This is a genomic window from Streptomyces sp. NPDC000348 (genome assembly GCF_042898795.1).
Classification (GTDB): domain Bacteria; phylum Actinomycetota; class Actinomycetes; order Streptomycetales; family Streptomycetaceae; genus Streptomyces.
In genome coordinates this window covers 266,878-279,875 of sequence record NZ_JBIAZD010000001.1, presented here as the reverse complement: position 1 = coordinate 279,875, position 12,998 = coordinate 266,878, and the positions used below count along the sequence as shown (strand labels likewise).

The window sequence follows — 12,998 nt, the reverse complement described above, 5'->3', positions numbered from 1 at the left end:
GGCCCAGCCGGGTGCCGAGCCTGTAGTTTCGCGGCCACCGCCGTCGCGCGGTGCCGTGTCCAGCCGTGGGGAGAGCATGAACGAGGGGAAGCCGGGCCCAGCGGGGGAGGAGCCGACCACGCGTCCCGAGGGACACGACGGCGACTTCGAACTGGCCCGTCCGGACCGCGCATCGGCTGTCGCCGACGCCGACGGCCACCGGGGCGACTACGAACTGGACCGCCCCCTGCGGTCCGAGGGCCTCGACGACCACCCCGACGAGCCCGCCCCCGATGCCCCCGCCCCCACGGCCCCCGGCACCCCTACCGACGAGCCCGCCGGGTCCCCGCCCCCGGCCGTCCCGGCCGCCGAGACCTTTGCCGAATCTCCGTCTCCGGCCGTCCCGGCCTCCGGCACCTCCGTGGGGTCCGCGTCTCCGGCCGTCCCGGCTTCCGGCACTTCCGCGGGGTTCCAGCCCCCGGCCTCCGACGCCTCGGGCGGGTCTCCGTCCTCGGCCGTTCCGGCCCCCGGCACCTCCGCCGGGTCCGCGTCCCCCGCCGTCCCCGCACCCGGGGGCTGCGAGCCGTCGCCGGTGGCTTTCGAGGCCTCCGCCTCCGAGCGGCAGAAGCCCCTGCACGACCCCGATCCCTACAGCACCCCGCCGTACGGCGAGCCGGGCCCCTGGGCGCCCGCCCCGCCCGTACAGCACCCGGCGACGACACCCGCGCACGGCATGGCGCTCGCGGCCCCTCCCGCGACCCCGCACACCGCACCCACGCCGCACGGTACGCCCCCGGCACCCCCCGCGGGCCCGGGTACGGCACCGCAGGGCATGCCCGCACCGCACGGTGCCCCCACCGTGACGGACGCGGGGGCGCACGGGGCTTCCACGGCGCCCGCCATTCCCGCGCAAGCGCACCCGGACACCCGGGTGCTCCCGGCCCAGGACACCCCGGCCGCCGACCCCTGGGGACGTTACGACCCCTGGGCGGCCGTCCAGGCCGCGCCGTTGCAGCAGGCCGGGCACGCCGTGGCCGGCAGGAAGCGGCGGCGCGGCCGGACGCTCGTCGGGGCCGCCCTGCTGCTCGCGCTCGTGTCCGGCGGCATCGGCGGGATCGTCGGCACGTACCTGGAGCGCAACGGCGGCGTGGGCACCGTGGAGCTGCCGCAGGCCAGCGAGGAGGCGTCGGGACGCGACCCCGGCAGTGTCGCCGGAATCGCCGCACAGGCGCTGCCCAGCGTCGTCACCCTGCACGTCAGCGGCGCCGGCGAGGCCGGCACCGGCACCGGCTTCGTGCTCGACGGGCGCGGCCACATCCTCACCAACGACCACGTCGTCGGACCCGCCGGGGACGACGGCGAGATCACCGTCACCTTCCACAGCGGCGACACCGCCGAAGCCACCGTCGTGGGCCGGGACAGCGGCTACGACCTCGCCGTCGTGAAGGTGAAGGGCGTCAGCGGACTCACCCCCCTGCCCCTCGGCAACTCCGACAACGTGCGGGTCGGCGACCCCGTCGTCGCCATCGGCGCCCCCTTCGACCTGGCCGGCACCGTCACCTCCGGCATCATCAGCGCCAGGGAGCGGCCCATCACCGCCGGCGGCGAGAAGGGCGACGGCAGCGACGTGTCGTACGTCGACGCCCTGCAGACCGACGCGCCGATCAACCCCGGCAACTCCGGTGGCCCCCTGCTCGACGCCAAGGCCCGGGTGATCGGCATCAACTCGGCCATCCGCTCCGCCGACGGCGGCGCCGACCCGGACGCCGGCCAGGCCGGCTCCATAGGATTGGGCTTCGCCATCCCCGTCAACCAGGGCAAGCGCGTCGCCGAGGAGCTGATCAACACCGGGAAGGCCACCCACCCGGTGATCGGCGTCACCCTCGACATGGAGTACGGCGGCGACGGCGCCCGCGTCGCCGCCAAGGGCAGTGACGGCGGGCCCCCGGTCAGCACCGGCGGCCCCGGCGACCGGGCCGGGATCGAGGCCGGCGACGTCATCACGGAGGTCGACGGCCGGCGCGTCCACTCCGGTGAGGAACTCATCGTCAAGACCCGCGCCCACCGCCCCGGCGACCGCCTCGAGCTCACCCTGGAGCGGGACGGCGACGAGCGGACGGTCACCCTGACGCTCGGTTCCTCGGAAGGCGACTGAGGCAGATGGGCCCTCGGGGCGGTACCGGTCGCACGGGATGGCCGGGTACCGTGGACCCGGCCCGGACCACGGAAGACCGCAGGCCGCCCCGAGGACCGAGGACCGAAGGCATCGCGAGGAGCTTCAGGTGTTCAATGACATAGGACCGCTCGAGCTGGTGACGCTCATCGTCCTCGCCGTGCTCGTCTTCGGTCCGGACAAGCTCCCCAAGGTCATCCAGGACGTGTCACGCACGATCCGGAAGATCCGGGACTTCTCGGAGAGCGCCAAGCAGGACATCCGGCAGGAGCTCGGCCCGGAGTTCAAGGACTTCGAGTTCGAGGACCTCAACCCCAAGACGTTCATCCGCAAGCAACTGGACAACGACGACCTGGGGCTCAAGGAGATCCGTAGCGGCTTCGACCTGAAGAAGGAGATGGCCGAGGTCGCGGACGCCGTCCACGGCCGCGACACCGACTCCTCCCCGTCCTCCGCCTCCGGCTCCACCGGCGGCCGTGTGGACATGACCAAGAAGCCCGAGACGCCGGCGGTGGACTCCCGTCCGCCCTTCGACGCGGACGCCACCTGAGCCGGCCGCACCGGGACGCGCACCCCGCGGACGTGACGCGTTTCATACTCCACCCGGGCCGCGCACGGCCTGATCAGGGCGTCCGTGCGGCCCACTCGCCGGGCGGTTTCCCGGCCCATGGCGTCAAGGTGGCTATGCTGCCGAGTTGTTGTGCGGAGCGGACGAGTACGCCTGAAGGGGGGCGGGCCGCCCGGTCCGACGAGAGCGAGGAGGCGTCCGGGCAATGGAGACGACGAGTCGGGCAGTCGCGCAGGCGCCGGCCGCGGAGGACGGACAGCACGTCCCCTCCGCCCGGCGTACGGTCGACGACTACCTGCGTGCGCCCTTCCCCTGGTACGGCCTCGACGAGGCCTTCACGGGGCCGCGCTGGCTGATGCAGGTCGGACGGGCGGCCGACGGAGCCGTCGAGCACGGATCGGTCGGGCACGGCGACGAGCCCTCGGTGCGCAGCGAGTACACCGCCGGGACCGACCAGGAGACCAAGGAGAGGTTCGCGGTCGTGGTGACCGTGGCCGCCAACCCGGTGCGCCGCAGCGCCGACGGCACCGGTCTGCTGGAGGCCACCTCGGTCTCCTCCGCCGCCTGGCTCGCCGGGGTGGGGCTGCTCTCCTTCACCTGGCCCGGCCAGATGGACCACTCCCTGCGCGACGACTGGCTGGAGCAGCAGACGGAGACGGCCTGGGTCCTCGCGGACGACCTGGAGGGGGAGGACTGGTCGACGCTGTCCCTGCCCGTGGACGGGGTGCCGACGCCGTTCCACTACCGGGAGTCCGAGTTCGGCTGGGTGCTCGCCGGTTCCACGCAGGCGGGCGTGCACGTGGGCGCGTACGGCAGGGGCATGAGCGCGTACGGCCTCGGCTTCTCCGCGGTGAAGGACATCTCCGCGTACGACGCCTGAGCGAGTGCGCGCGGGGGCGCCGTCCGCACCGGACGGCGCCCCCGCGCGCAGGAACCCTCAGAACTTGTTGCGCGGGGTGATCCCCAGGGACATGCCCGACAGGCCCCGCTGCCGCCCGCCCAGCTTGCCGGCGATGGCACGGAGCGCCGAGCCCGCCGGGGACTCCGGGTCCGACAGCACCACGGGCCTGCCCTCGTCGCCGCCCTCGCGCAGCCGGACGTCGATCGGGATGGCGCCGAGCACCGGGACGTTCGCCCCGGTCGTACGGGTCAGGCCGTCGGCGACCGTCTGGCCGCCGCCCGTGCCGAAGACGTCGACCATCTCGCCGCAGTGCGGGCAGGGCAGGCCGGACATGTTCTCGACCACGCCGACGATCTTCTGGTGCGTCTGCACGGCGATGGAGCCCGCCCGCTCGGCCACCTCGGCCGCCGCCTGCTGGGGCGTGGTGACGACGAGGATCTCGGCGTTCGGCACCAGCTGGGCGACGGAGATCGCGATGTCGCCGGTGCCGGGCGGCAGGTCCAGGAGCAGCACGTCCAGGTCGCCCCAGTACACGTCCGCCAGGAACTGCTGGAGCGCGCGGTGCAGCATCGGGCCGCGCCACACCACCGGCGCGTTGCCCGGGGTGAACATGCCGATGGAGATGACCTTCACGCCGTTCGCCGACGGCGGCATGATCATGTTCTCGACCTGGGTGGGACGTCCGTCGGCGCCCAGCATGCGCGGCACCGAGTGGCCGTAGATGTCGGCGTCCACGACGCCGACCTTCAGCCCGTCGGCCGCCATCGCCGCCGCCAGGTTCACCGTCACCGACGACTTGCCGACGCCGCCCTTGCCGGACGCGACCGCGTAGACCCGGGTCAGGCTGCCCGGCTTGGCGAAGGGCACCTCGCGCTCGGTCTGGCCGCCGCGCAGGGCGGCCGCCAGCTCCTTGCGCTGCTCGTCGCTCATGACGTCCAGCGTCACGTCGACCCGGGTGACGCCCTCGACCCGGGAGACCGCGTCCGTCACGCGCTGCGTGATCGTGTCCCGCATGGGGCAGCCGGAAACCGTCAGGTACACGGTGACCGCGACCGCACCGTCCGCGCCGATCTCCACCGATTTGACCATCCCGAGCTCGGTGATGGGCCGGTTGATCTCGGGGTCGTTCACCGTCGCCAGTGCCTCGCGCACCGCGTCTTCCGTAGCCATAGGGACGATGGTACGGCTCCGGGTACACCCGCCGGTAAGGACGTCAGCGGTCGTCTGCGTCACGTCCCGGCGGGCGTTCCGCCCGCATCGCCGGGAAAGGGCCCTGGTGGTCCTTGTGCCCGTTCTGCCGCCCCTCCAGCTCCTTGACCATGTCCTGGAGCTCGGAACGGATCCAGTCCCGCGTGGCCACCTCCCCGAGCCCGATCCGCAGGGCGGCGATCTCCCGGGTCAGGTACTCGGTGTCCGCGATCGACCGCTCGTTCTGCTTGCGGTCCTGCTCCAGGTTGACCCGGTCCCGGTCGTCCTGCCTGTTCTGCGCGAGCAGGATCAGCGGAGCCGCGTAGGAGGCCTGCAGGGACAGCATCAGGGTCAGGAAGATGAACGGGTACTCGTCGAAGCGCAGCTCCTTCGGCGCGGACACGTTCCACACCACCCACAGGATGATGGCGACGGTCATCCAGACGATGAACCGCCCGGTGCCCAGGAACCGCGCGATGCGCTCCGAGAGCCGTCCGAAGGCCTCCGGGTCCCACTCGGGCAGGATGCGGCGCCGGGGAGGGCGTGGCTGGTCCAGACGGGGCGTGCGCGGCCGCCCGGCGGCCGTGGCGCCCGCCGGTACGCGCTCGCGCACGCCCTCGCGCTCAGGAGCCATCGGTCACCACCCCCTCGTCGAGCTGGAACTCGGTCTCCCGCCAGTCCTCGGGCAGCATGTGGTCCAGTACGTCGTCCACCGTCACCGCGCCCAGCAGCGAGCCGGCCTCGTCGACCACGGGCGCCGCCACCATGTCGTACGTGGCGAAGAACCCGGCGACCACGGGCAGCGCCGCGTCCGGGTCCAGGGGCTGCAGGTCGGCGTCCAGGATCGAGCCGACCAGCGTGTACGGGGGGTCGCGCAGCAGGCGCTGGAAGTGGACCGTGCCCAGGTACTTGCCGGTGGGCGTCTCCTCCGGCGGGCGGCAGACGTAGACCTGCGCGGCGTGCGCCGGGGAGAGGTCCGGCTCGCGGATCCGGGCGAGGGCGTCCGCGACGGTCGCGTCGGGCCGCAGCACGATCGGCTCGGTCGTCATCAGACCGCCCGCCGTGTGCTCCTCGTACGACATCAGGCGCCGCATGTCGGCCGCGTCGGCGGGCTGCATCAGGCTCAGCAGCCGCTCCTTGTCCGCCTCGGGCAGCTCGCCGAGCAGGTCGGCCGCGTCGTCGGGGTCCATGGCCTCCAGGACGTCGGCGGCGCGCTCCTCCTTCAGCTTGCCGAGGATCTCGATCTGGTCGTCCTCGGGCAGCTCCTCCAGCACGTCGGCGAGCCGGTCGTCGTCGAGGGCGGCGGCCACCTCCGCGCGCCGCTTGGGGGAGAGGTGGTGCAGGACGTTGGCGAGGTCGGCGGGGCGCAGCTGCTCGAAGGTGGCGAGCAGGTTCTCGGCGCCCTGCCCCTGCTCCTCCAGGGAGAACCCGGTGACCGCGGACCACTCGACGGTCAGCGCCTCGCCCTTGCCGCGCCGGAACGCGCCGCCCTTCCTCCCCTTGCGCACGAACACCCGGTCGATCTCCCACTCGCGGCGGGCGGGGAGCTGATGCACCGACAGGTCGAGGACGGTGACCTCCTCGCCGCTCTCCACGAGCGTCACCCGCCGGTCGAGCAGTTCGCCGAAGACGAGCCGCTCGGTGGGCCGTTGCTCGAAGCGCCGCACGTTGAGCACCCCGGTCGTGATGACCTGGCCCGCCTGCACGGCGGTCACCCGGTTCATGGGCAGGAAGATGCGGCGGCGGGTGGAGAGTTCGACCACCAGGCCGAGCAGTCTCGGCGGACGCCGGCCCGGCCGCAGGATGACCACCAGATCGCGCACGCGCCCCACCTGGTCGCCGGCCGGGTCGAAGACGGCGACACCGGAGAGGTGTGAGACGAAGAACCGGGGGGCGCCCCCTGCCATGGCCGCCACTCCTTTCCGTGCGGGTGTTCTCGTCGCGGGTACCGCCTGCTGCGCTCGTGTTCCGAATTGCCCGCTCGGGTGGGCTTCAGGCTAGCCCGTACCGATCGGCCGTGCGCCGGCAGCCGGTCCGGACGGACTGGCTCCGCCCGGTCCACCCGGCCCCGGTACCCTGCGGTACGCCGTTCAGGTCCCCCGTCAGAGAGGCAGCCCACCTGTGATTCCGATCTCCCAGGGCCGTTCCCGCAGGGCCGTGCTGGCCGGCGCCGTGTGCGCACTGCTCGTGACGGGGACGGCGCTCACGGGATGCTCCGAGGATCCGAACGAGGGCACCAACGGTGTCGGCAGACTCTCCGCCGACCAGATCCGCAGCAGATCCCAGAAGGCCGCCGAGTCGGCCGGCACGGTACGGCTGCACGGCACCGTGGTCACCAGCGGACGCACGTACACGCTGGACATGCAGCTGAAGGAGCAGGGCGGCATCGGCTCGGTCACCACCGAGGGGGAGACGTTTCGCCTGCTGCGCATCGACGACGAGCTGTACCTGAAGGCCGGCGCCGAGTTCTGGGGCCGGGGAGACGACGAGGACGGCGAGGCGGACGCGGCGGCGGCCGGCAAACTCGCCGAGAAGTACGTGAAGGTGCCGCAGGGCGATCCCTCGTACAAGAAGTTCGTCGGCCTCACGGACAAGAACGCCCTCCTCGAGGGTCTGCTGACCCTGCACGGCGAGCTGGCCACCGACGGCCACCACGAGCGGTCGGGCGTGCGCACCATCCGGGTCACCGGCGACAAGGGCTCCGGCGGCACCCTGGACGTCTCGCTCGAGGGCAAGCCGTACCCGGTGCGCCTGGTGCGGGCCGGGAAGGCCGGCACTCTCACGTTCTCGTCCTGGGGCACCGACTTCGAGCTGAAGGAACCGGCCGAGGACGAGACCCTCGACTACGGCAAGCAGCTCCCCACGTCCTAGACCCTGGCGTCGGACTCCCGTCTGCCGCCCCCCGGGCGGACGACGGGAGTCCGACGGCAGGACCTAGCTCCGTCGCCGCTTCCGCTTCAGCAGCAGCCGGGGCAGTCCGGCCGGGACGGGGCGCCGGGTCGTCACCGGCGTCGGCAGCGGGGCCTTTGCCAGGGAGCCGTCGGGGAGCGGGGCCGTCGCGCCGGTCGGCTCCAGGCGCAGGACGCGGCACTCGCGGGCCCAGCGCCCGGTCATCGCCTCGCCGTCGGGCGCGTTGAGCCGCTTGCCCTTGAGCTCGGCGACCGCCGCCGTCCACTCCTCGGAGCCGGACGGCAGCTCGACGACCGTCGCCGTCCAGGAGACCAGCCGGCCGCCCTTGTCCTTGCTGCGGACCGTCACCTCGGCGGACACGCCGTCGGCCAGCCCCGGCAGCGGCTGCTCCCCGGGCCCGTCGCCGACCAGGCAGGCGGCGCCCTCGTGCCACACGTGCCACAGCGCGCGGGCCGCGGCGCCGGGCGCCTCGACCCAGATGAGGCCGGACTTCTTCGTGGCCTCCTCGATGAGGGCCCGGTCGAGCAGCGCACGTGTCATGGGCCCAGCCTATCCAGGGACGCTCAGAGCCATCCGTTGCGCTTCAGCGTGCGGTGGATGCCCAGACAGATGGCCACCGTGACGCCGAGGACCACCGGGTAGCCGTACCTCCAGTGGGTCTCCGGCATGTAGTCGAAGTTCATCCCGTACACCCCGCACACCATCGTCGGCACGGCGATGATCGCGGCCCACGAGGTGATCTTGCGCATGTCCTCGTTCTGCGCCACGGACGCCTGGGCGAGGTTGGCCTGGAGGATGGAGTTCAGCAGTTCGTCGAAGCCGATGACCTGCTCCTGCACCCGGGCCAGGTGGTCGGCCACGTCCCGGAAGTACTTCTGGATGTCCGGGTCGACCAGCCGCATCGGCCGCTCGCTCAGCAGCTGCATCGGCCGCAGCAGCGGCGACACGGCCCGCTTGAACTCCAGGACCTCGCGCTTGAGCTGGTAGATCCGTCCGGCGTCGGTGCCGCGCGGAGCGCCCTTGCGGCCCGGCGAGAAGACCTCCGTCTCGACCTCGTCGATGTCGTCCTGCAGCGCGTCGGCCACCGCGATGTAACCGTCCACCACATGGTCGGCGATGGCGTGCAGTACGGCCGAGGGGCCCTTGACCAGCAGTTCGGGGTCGTCCTGGAGGCGGTGCCTGAGGGCCCGCAGGGAGCCCTGCCCGCCGTGCCGGACGGTGATGAGGAAGTCCCGGCCGGTGAAGCACATCACCTCACCGGTCTCGACCACCTCGCTGCTGGCGGAGAGCGCGTCGTGGTCGAGGTAGTGGACGGTCTTGAAGACCGTGAACAGCGAGTCGTCGTAGCGCTCCAGCTTGGGCCGCTGATGGGCCTGGACGGCGTCCTCCACGGCCAGCGGGTGCAGCCCGAACTCCCGGGCGATCCCGGCGAATTCGGCCTCGTTCGGCTCGTGCAGGCCGATCCACACGAAGCCTCCGTCGCGGCGCACCAGCCGCATCGCCTCGTGCGGGGTGAGCGGGCCGCCCTCGGTCGTCAGGCGGCGGCCGTCGCGGTAGACGGCGCAGTCGACGACGGCGGTGGCCGTCGCGGGGTCACGGGTGGCGTCGTACGGGCCGCTCTCCTTGCGCAGCGAGACACGGGAGGAGGGACGGACCACGGCGCGCAGGTCGCGGATCATCGACATGGCGGGCTCCTTCGCATACGGGCAACGAAAGGCGCCGGAACGACGGGTGGAACAACCCGGAATGAGGACGTCCTGGACTGCGGATGTTTGGCGCGTCCACAAAGCGGGGAGCACCGCACCGTCGCGGTGGCGGGTTTCGTCGCTGATACAGCTACTGGGGCAGATCAGGCAGAACGAAACGAAGTGCTCTTCCGATGAAGACGCGCGGGCGAAAGGCGGCAGCCAGACAGGAAGCAGCTACATCAGCGGGCGGAAGAGCGGGTGCTACTGCACGGTCGACTTCGGTCCATGCCAGCCCCACCTCCTCCGGCCGGTCCCCCGTAAGGGACGATCCACAATCCCCTCGGGGGATTCCCTCCCTGAATGGGGAGTGTCACGCGGCGTTCGGGACGATAGGGACGCTTCTGCGTGCTGCCCGAAACACCGGGCAAGCGTATCAGCCGACTGACATGTCAAGGCTCTGCTTTGCCCGGTACTGACGAGTTCTATGCTCGCCGCATGGCTGATGTTCTTCCTCTGGTCGAGGCCCGGTTGCGTACGGCACTGGGCGAACCGGACGCCCGCGCCGCGGTCACCTTCCTCGGCACCGACCGCATCGAGGTGCTGCGCTTCCACGAGGGCGACATCGTGCGCTACGCCACGCTCGGCATGTCCGCGCAGCCCATGACCGATCCCACGGCGGTGATCGCGGACCCGGTCCAGGGCCCGCGTGTCGAGCTGGTGCTGTCCGTCCGCGGCGGTCTCGCCGACACCGACAAGGTCCTCCGCCCGCTCGCCGTGCTGGCCGCGTCCCCGCAGGTCGAGGGCGTGGTCGTGGCCCCCGGAGCCTCGCTGGACGTGGGCGAACCGCTGTGGCCCGGCGCCCCGTTCACCTCGGTGCTGGTCGCCGAGCCGGGCGGCCTGGTGGAGGACCTGGAGCTCGACGGGCCCCTGGACCCCGTACGGTTCCTGCCGCTGCTGCCGATGACCCCGAACGAGGCCGCCTGGAAGCGGGTGCACGGCGCCCAGGCCCTCCAGGAGCGCTGGCTGGACCAGGGCACGGACCTGCGGGACCCGTCCCGGACGTCCGTGCCGTTGACCTGAGTCAGTGGCTCGAACTCATCGCTCGACGGGCGGTCCGCGGCGCGGCCGCCGGGCCGGACGGTCACGCGCGGTGGTCCGTTCATTCCGGAGGACGCGTGCGCCGGCCGGGTGATCGTCCTTGACGTGGCGCGGCAGGGGTAGGACCGTGGGGCCCTATGAGGGGCGAACCCAGTTGCCCGAAGTGTGGTGGCCGGGTCAGGGCTCCCGGCCTCTTCTCGGATGCCTGGCAGTGTGCCGTGCACGGCACGGTGCACCCGCTGCAGCCCGTGATACCACCGAGCGTCGAAGCCCTCGAAGTCGTCGTGCACCGCACGAGGGTGCCGGTGTGGATGCCGTGGCCGCTGCCGGTGGGCTGGCTGTTCACGGGCGTGGCCAGCGCGGGCGACGACCGCAGCGGGGGCCGGGCGACCGCCGTCGCGTGCACCGGGCCGGGACCGCTCGGCGGCATGGGGGAGCTCATCCTGGTCGCCGAGGAGCTCGGCGTGGGCCTCGGCGCGCGGTACGCGGGCGTCGACGGACCGGACCCGGGGCCGTACATGAACATCGAGAAGCCGCCCGAGGCCAAGGTGCTGGCCGCCGGCCGCCCGACTCCGCTCTGGCACGTCGCCAAGACGCCGGACGACCGCGCCGTCTTCGCGGGCGAGGCGCTCGGGATGTGGCTGTGGGCGGTGGTGTGGCCGGAGCAGTCCGGGATGCTGATGTACGACGAACTGGTCCTCGCCGACCTGCGGGACGTGGGGGCCGAGGTGGAGCTGGTGCCCTGCGGCGCGCTGTCACCGCGCCTGCTGGAGGCATAGGCGCCGTACAGCGGGCCGGTAGGGGGCGCACAGCGGTTTCGGGTGTGACAGGGGCGTGTGAAAATCCGGTTATCCTGGAGCGTCCCCGTCCGCCCGTCACCGCTTGGAGTAATGCGTCGTGCGCATCGACCTGCACACCCACTCCACCGCGTCCGACGGTACGGACACGCCGGCCGAGCTGGTCCGCAAGGCGGCCGCCGCCGGTCTCGACGTCGTCGCGCTGACCGACCACGACACCACCCGCGGACACGCCGAGGCGCTCTCCGACCTCCCCGCGGGACTCACGCTGGTCCCCGGCGCGGAACTCTCCTGCCGGCTCGACGGCGTCAGCATGCACATGCTGGCCTACCTCTTCGACCCCGAGGAGCCCGCGCTGCTCGCCGAGCGCGAGCTGGTCCGGGACGACCGGGTGCCGCGGGCCCGGGGCATGATCGCCAAGCTGAACGCCCTGGGCGTGCCGGTCACCTGGGAGCAGGTCGCGCGGATCGCCGGCGACGGCTCGGTGGGCCGCCCCCACGTGGCCAGCGCGTTGGTCGAGCTGGGCGTCGTGCCCACGGTGGGTGACGCCTTCACCCCGGAATGGCTGGCCGACGGGGGCCGGGCCCACGTGGAGAAGCACGAGACCGACCCCTTCGAGGCCCTGCGGCTGGTCAAGAACGCGGGCGGGGTCGCCGTCTTCGCGCACCCCGCCGCGAGCAAGCGGGGCAGGACCGTGCCGGAGTCCGCGATCGCCGAGCTGGCCGGGGCCGGCCTCGACGGCATCGAGGTCGACCACATGGACCACGACCCGGAGACGCGGGCGCGGCTGCGCGGCCTCGCCAAGGAACTGGGGCTCCTGGTGACCGGCTCCAGCGACTACCACGGCAGCCGCAAGACCTGCGTCCTCGGCGAGTTCACGACGGACCCCGAGGTGTACGGCGAGATCACGCGGCGCGCGACCGGGGCGTTCCCGGTGCCGGGGACCGGCGGAGCCTGAGGCTCCGCTCCTCTCCGCACCTTTCCCCACTCGTTTCTCCGCAAGGCTGTCATGCTCGACGTCGCCGTTTTCGGTTCTCTCTTCCTGACCCTTTTTGTCATCATGGATCCCCCCGGGATCACCCCGATCTTCCTCGCCCTGACCGCCGGCCGGCCGGCGAAGATGCAGAAGCGGATGGCCTTCCAGGCCGTCTGCGTGGCCGGTGGTGTGATCACCGTCTTCGGGCTGCTCGGCCACCGGATCCTCGACTACCTGCACGTGTCGGTGCCCGCGCTGATGATCGCGGGCGGGCTGCTGCTCCTGCTGATCGCGCTGGACCTGCTCACCGGCAAGACCGACGAGCCCCAGCAGACCAAGGACGTCAATGTGGCGCTGGTCCCGCTGGGCATGCCGCTGCTGGCGGGGCCCGGTGCGATCGTCTCGGTCATCCTCGCCGTGCAGAAGGCCGACGGCTTCACCGGGCAGGTCTCGGTGTGGTCGGCGATCCTCGCCATCCATGTCGTGCTGTGGCTGGTGATGCGGTACTCGCTGCTGATCATCCGGGTCATCAAGGACGGCGGCGTGGTGCTGGTGACGCGCCTGGCCGGCATGATGCTCTCCGCGATCGCCGTGCAGCAGATCATCAACGGCGTCACCCAGGTGGTCCGGGGCGGCTGACCCCGGCGCCGGACGTGCGGAGCCCCCGCACCGGTGGTCGGTGCGGGGGCTCCGGGGCGTACGTGCTGGAGCACCCGGCCC

At 72.4% G+C, this 12,998-nt stretch carries 13 protein-coding genes; 8 read left to right on the top strand and 5 right to left on the bottom strand.

Annotated elements, in window-relative coordinates:
• Window positions 1-76 precede the first annotated feature (76 nt).
• The 3 genes from ACFY3N_RS01350 to ACFY3N_RS01340 all read left to right on the top strand — a co-directional run bounded on the left by ACFY3N_RS01350 (window position 77) and on the right by ACFY3N_RS01340 (window position 3,600).
• Entirely contained in the window at window positions 77-2,134 is a 2,058-nt protein-coding gene (locus ACFY3N_RS01350; protein ID WP_390814587.1) for a trypsin-like peptidase domain-containing protein, read from the top strand.
• Window positions 2,135-2,261: 127 nt separating this feature from the next.
• Window positions 2,262-2,702 carry a sec-independent translocase gene (locus tag ACFY3N_RS01345; protein ID WP_390814586.1) on the top strand — a complete coding sequence of 147 codons (441 nt, stop codon included), beginning with the start codon at window positions 2,262-2,264 and terminating at the stop codon, window positions 2,700-2,702.
• Window positions 2,703-2,925: 223 nt separating this feature from the next.
• Complete coding sequence (locus ACFY3N_RS01340) at window positions 2,926-3,600, top strand: hypothetical protein (RefSeq protein ID WP_390814585.1); 675 nt, start codon at window positions 2,926-2,928, stop codon at window positions 3,598-3,600.
• Window positions 3,601-3,657: 57 nt separating this feature from the next.
• Here ACFY3N_RS01340 and ACFY3N_RS01335 read toward each other — a convergent pair whose 3' ends face one another.
• Genes ACFY3N_RS01335 through ACFY3N_RS01325 form a run of 3 tightly spaced genes read right to left on the bottom strand, consistent with a single transcriptional unit; the run spans window position 3,658 to window position 6,716 of the window.
• On the bottom strand, window positions 3,658-4,791 hold the full coding sequence (locus ACFY3N_RS01335) for an Mrp/NBP35 family ATP-binding protein (protein WP_390814584.1): 1,134 nt from the start codon (window positions 4,789-4,791) through the stop codon (window positions 3,658-3,660).
• Window positions 4,792-4,834: 43 nt separating this feature from the next.
• The gene (locus tag ACFY3N_RS01330) at window positions 4,835-5,443 is read right to left on the bottom strand and encodes a DUF1003 domain-containing protein (RefSeq protein WP_390814583.1); all 609 of its coding nucleotides are present in this window, start codon (window positions 5,441-5,443) and stop codon (window positions 4,835-4,837) included.
• Window positions 5,433-6,716 (bottom strand): magnesium transporter MgtE N-terminal domain-containing protein, encoded by a 1,284-nt coding sequence (locus ACFY3N_RS01325; protein WP_390814582.1) that lies wholly within the window; start codon window positions 6,714-6,716, stop codon window positions 5,433-5,435. Before ACFY3N_RS01325 ends, ACFY3N_RS01330 begins: the two co-directional genes overlap by 11 nt.
• Before the next feature lie 214 nt (window positions 6,717-6,930).
• Between ACFY3N_RS01325 and ACFY3N_RS01320 the strand changes: the two genes are divergently transcribed.
• Complete coding sequence (locus ACFY3N_RS01320; RefSeq protein WP_390814581.1) at window positions 6,931-7,680, top strand: hypothetical protein; 750 nt, start codon at window positions 6,931-6,933, stop codon at window positions 7,678-7,680.
• A gap of 63 nt (window positions 7,681-7,743) precedes the next feature.
• On the opposite strand, the gene ACFY3N_RS01315 is transcribed toward ACFY3N_RS01320, so the two are convergent.
• The gene (locus ACFY3N_RS01315; RefSeq protein ID WP_390814580.1) at window positions 7,744-8,259 is read right to left on the bottom strand and encodes a hypothetical protein; all 516 of its coding nucleotides are present in this window, start codon (window positions 8,257-8,259) and stop codon (window positions 7,744-7,746) included.
• Window positions 8,260-8,282: 23 nt separating this feature from the next.
• Complete coding sequence (locus ACFY3N_RS01310) at window positions 8,283-9,404, bottom strand: magnesium and cobalt transport protein CorA (protein ID WP_390814579.1); 1,122 nt, start codon at window positions 9,402-9,404, stop codon at window positions 8,283-8,285.
• A gap of 498 nt (window positions 9,405-9,902) precedes the next feature.
• On the opposite strand from ACFY3N_RS01310, the gene ACFY3N_RS01305 reads away from it, so the two are divergent.
• The 4 genes from ACFY3N_RS01305 (at window position 9,903) to ACFY3N_RS01290 (ending at window position 12,917) form a co-directional block, all read left to right on the top strand.
• Window positions 9,903-10,487 (top strand): suppressor of fused domain protein, encoded by a 585-nt coding sequence (locus tag ACFY3N_RS01305; RefSeq protein WP_390814578.1) that lies wholly within the window; start codon window positions 9,903-9,905, stop codon window positions 10,485-10,487.
• A 155-nt stretch (window positions 10,488-10,642) separates the two neighbouring features.
• Entirely contained in the window at window positions 10,643-11,284 is a 642-nt protein-coding gene (locus tag ACFY3N_RS01300; RefSeq protein WP_390814577.1) for a DUF6758 family protein, read from the top strand.
• 118 nt (window positions 11,285-11,402) lie between these two features.
• Complete coding sequence (locus ACFY3N_RS01295) at window positions 11,403-12,260, top strand: PHP domain-containing protein (protein WP_390814576.1); 858 nt, start codon at window positions 11,403-11,405, stop codon at window positions 12,258-12,260.
• A gap of 51 nt (window positions 12,261-12,311) precedes the next feature.
• On the top strand, window positions 12,312-12,917 hold the full coding sequence (locus ACFY3N_RS01290; RefSeq protein ID WP_390814575.1) for a MarC family protein: 606 nt from the start codon (window positions 12,312-12,314) through the stop codon (window positions 12,915-12,917).
• Window positions 12,918-12,998 lie beyond the last annotated feature (81 nt).

Excerpts from the sequence above, each read along its gene's own strand:
- ACFY3N_RS01335 (WP_390814584.1), bottom strand. The coding sequence starts at position 4,791 with ATGGCTACGGAAGACGCGGTGCGCGAGGCACTGGCGACGGTGAACGAC.
- ACFY3N_RS01340 (WP_390814585.1), top strand. The coding sequence starts at position 2,926 with ATGGAGACGACGAGTCGGGCAGTCGCGCAGGCGCCGGCCGCGGAGGAC.
- ACFY3N_RS01330 (WP_390814583.1), bottom strand. The coding sequence starts at position 5,443 with ATGGCTCCTGAGCGCGAGGGCGTGCGCGAGCGCGTACCGGCGGGCGCC.
- ACFY3N_RS01325 (WP_390814582.1), bottom strand. The coding sequence starts at position 6,716 with ATGGCAGGGGGCGCCCCCCGGTTCTTCGTCTCACACCTCTCCGGTGTC.
- ACFY3N_RS01290 (WP_390814575.1), top strand. The coding sequence starts at position 12,312 with ATGCTCGACGTCGCCGTTTTCGGTTCTCTCTTCCTGACCCTTTTTGTC.
- ACFY3N_RS01310 (WP_390814579.1), bottom strand. The coding sequence starts at position 9,404 with ATGTCGATGATCCGCGACCTGCGCGCCGTGGTCCGTCCCTCCTCCCGT.
- ACFY3N_RS01315 (WP_390814580.1), bottom strand. The coding sequence starts at position 8,259 with ATGACACGTGCGCTGCTCGACCGGGCCCTCATCGAGGAGGCCACGAAG.
- ACFY3N_RS01305 (WP_390814578.1), top strand. The coding sequence starts at position 9,903 with ATGGCTGATGTTCTTCCTCTGGTCGAGGCCCGGTTGCGTACGGCACTG.
- ACFY3N_RS01300 (WP_390814577.1), top strand. The coding sequence starts at position 10,643 with ATGAGGGGCGAACCCAGTTGCCCGAAGTGTGGTGGCCGGGTCAGGGCT.
- ACFY3N_RS01350 (WP_390814587.1), top strand. The coding sequence starts at position 77 with ATGAACGAGGGGAAGCCGGGCCCAGCGGGGGAGGAGCCGACCACGCGT.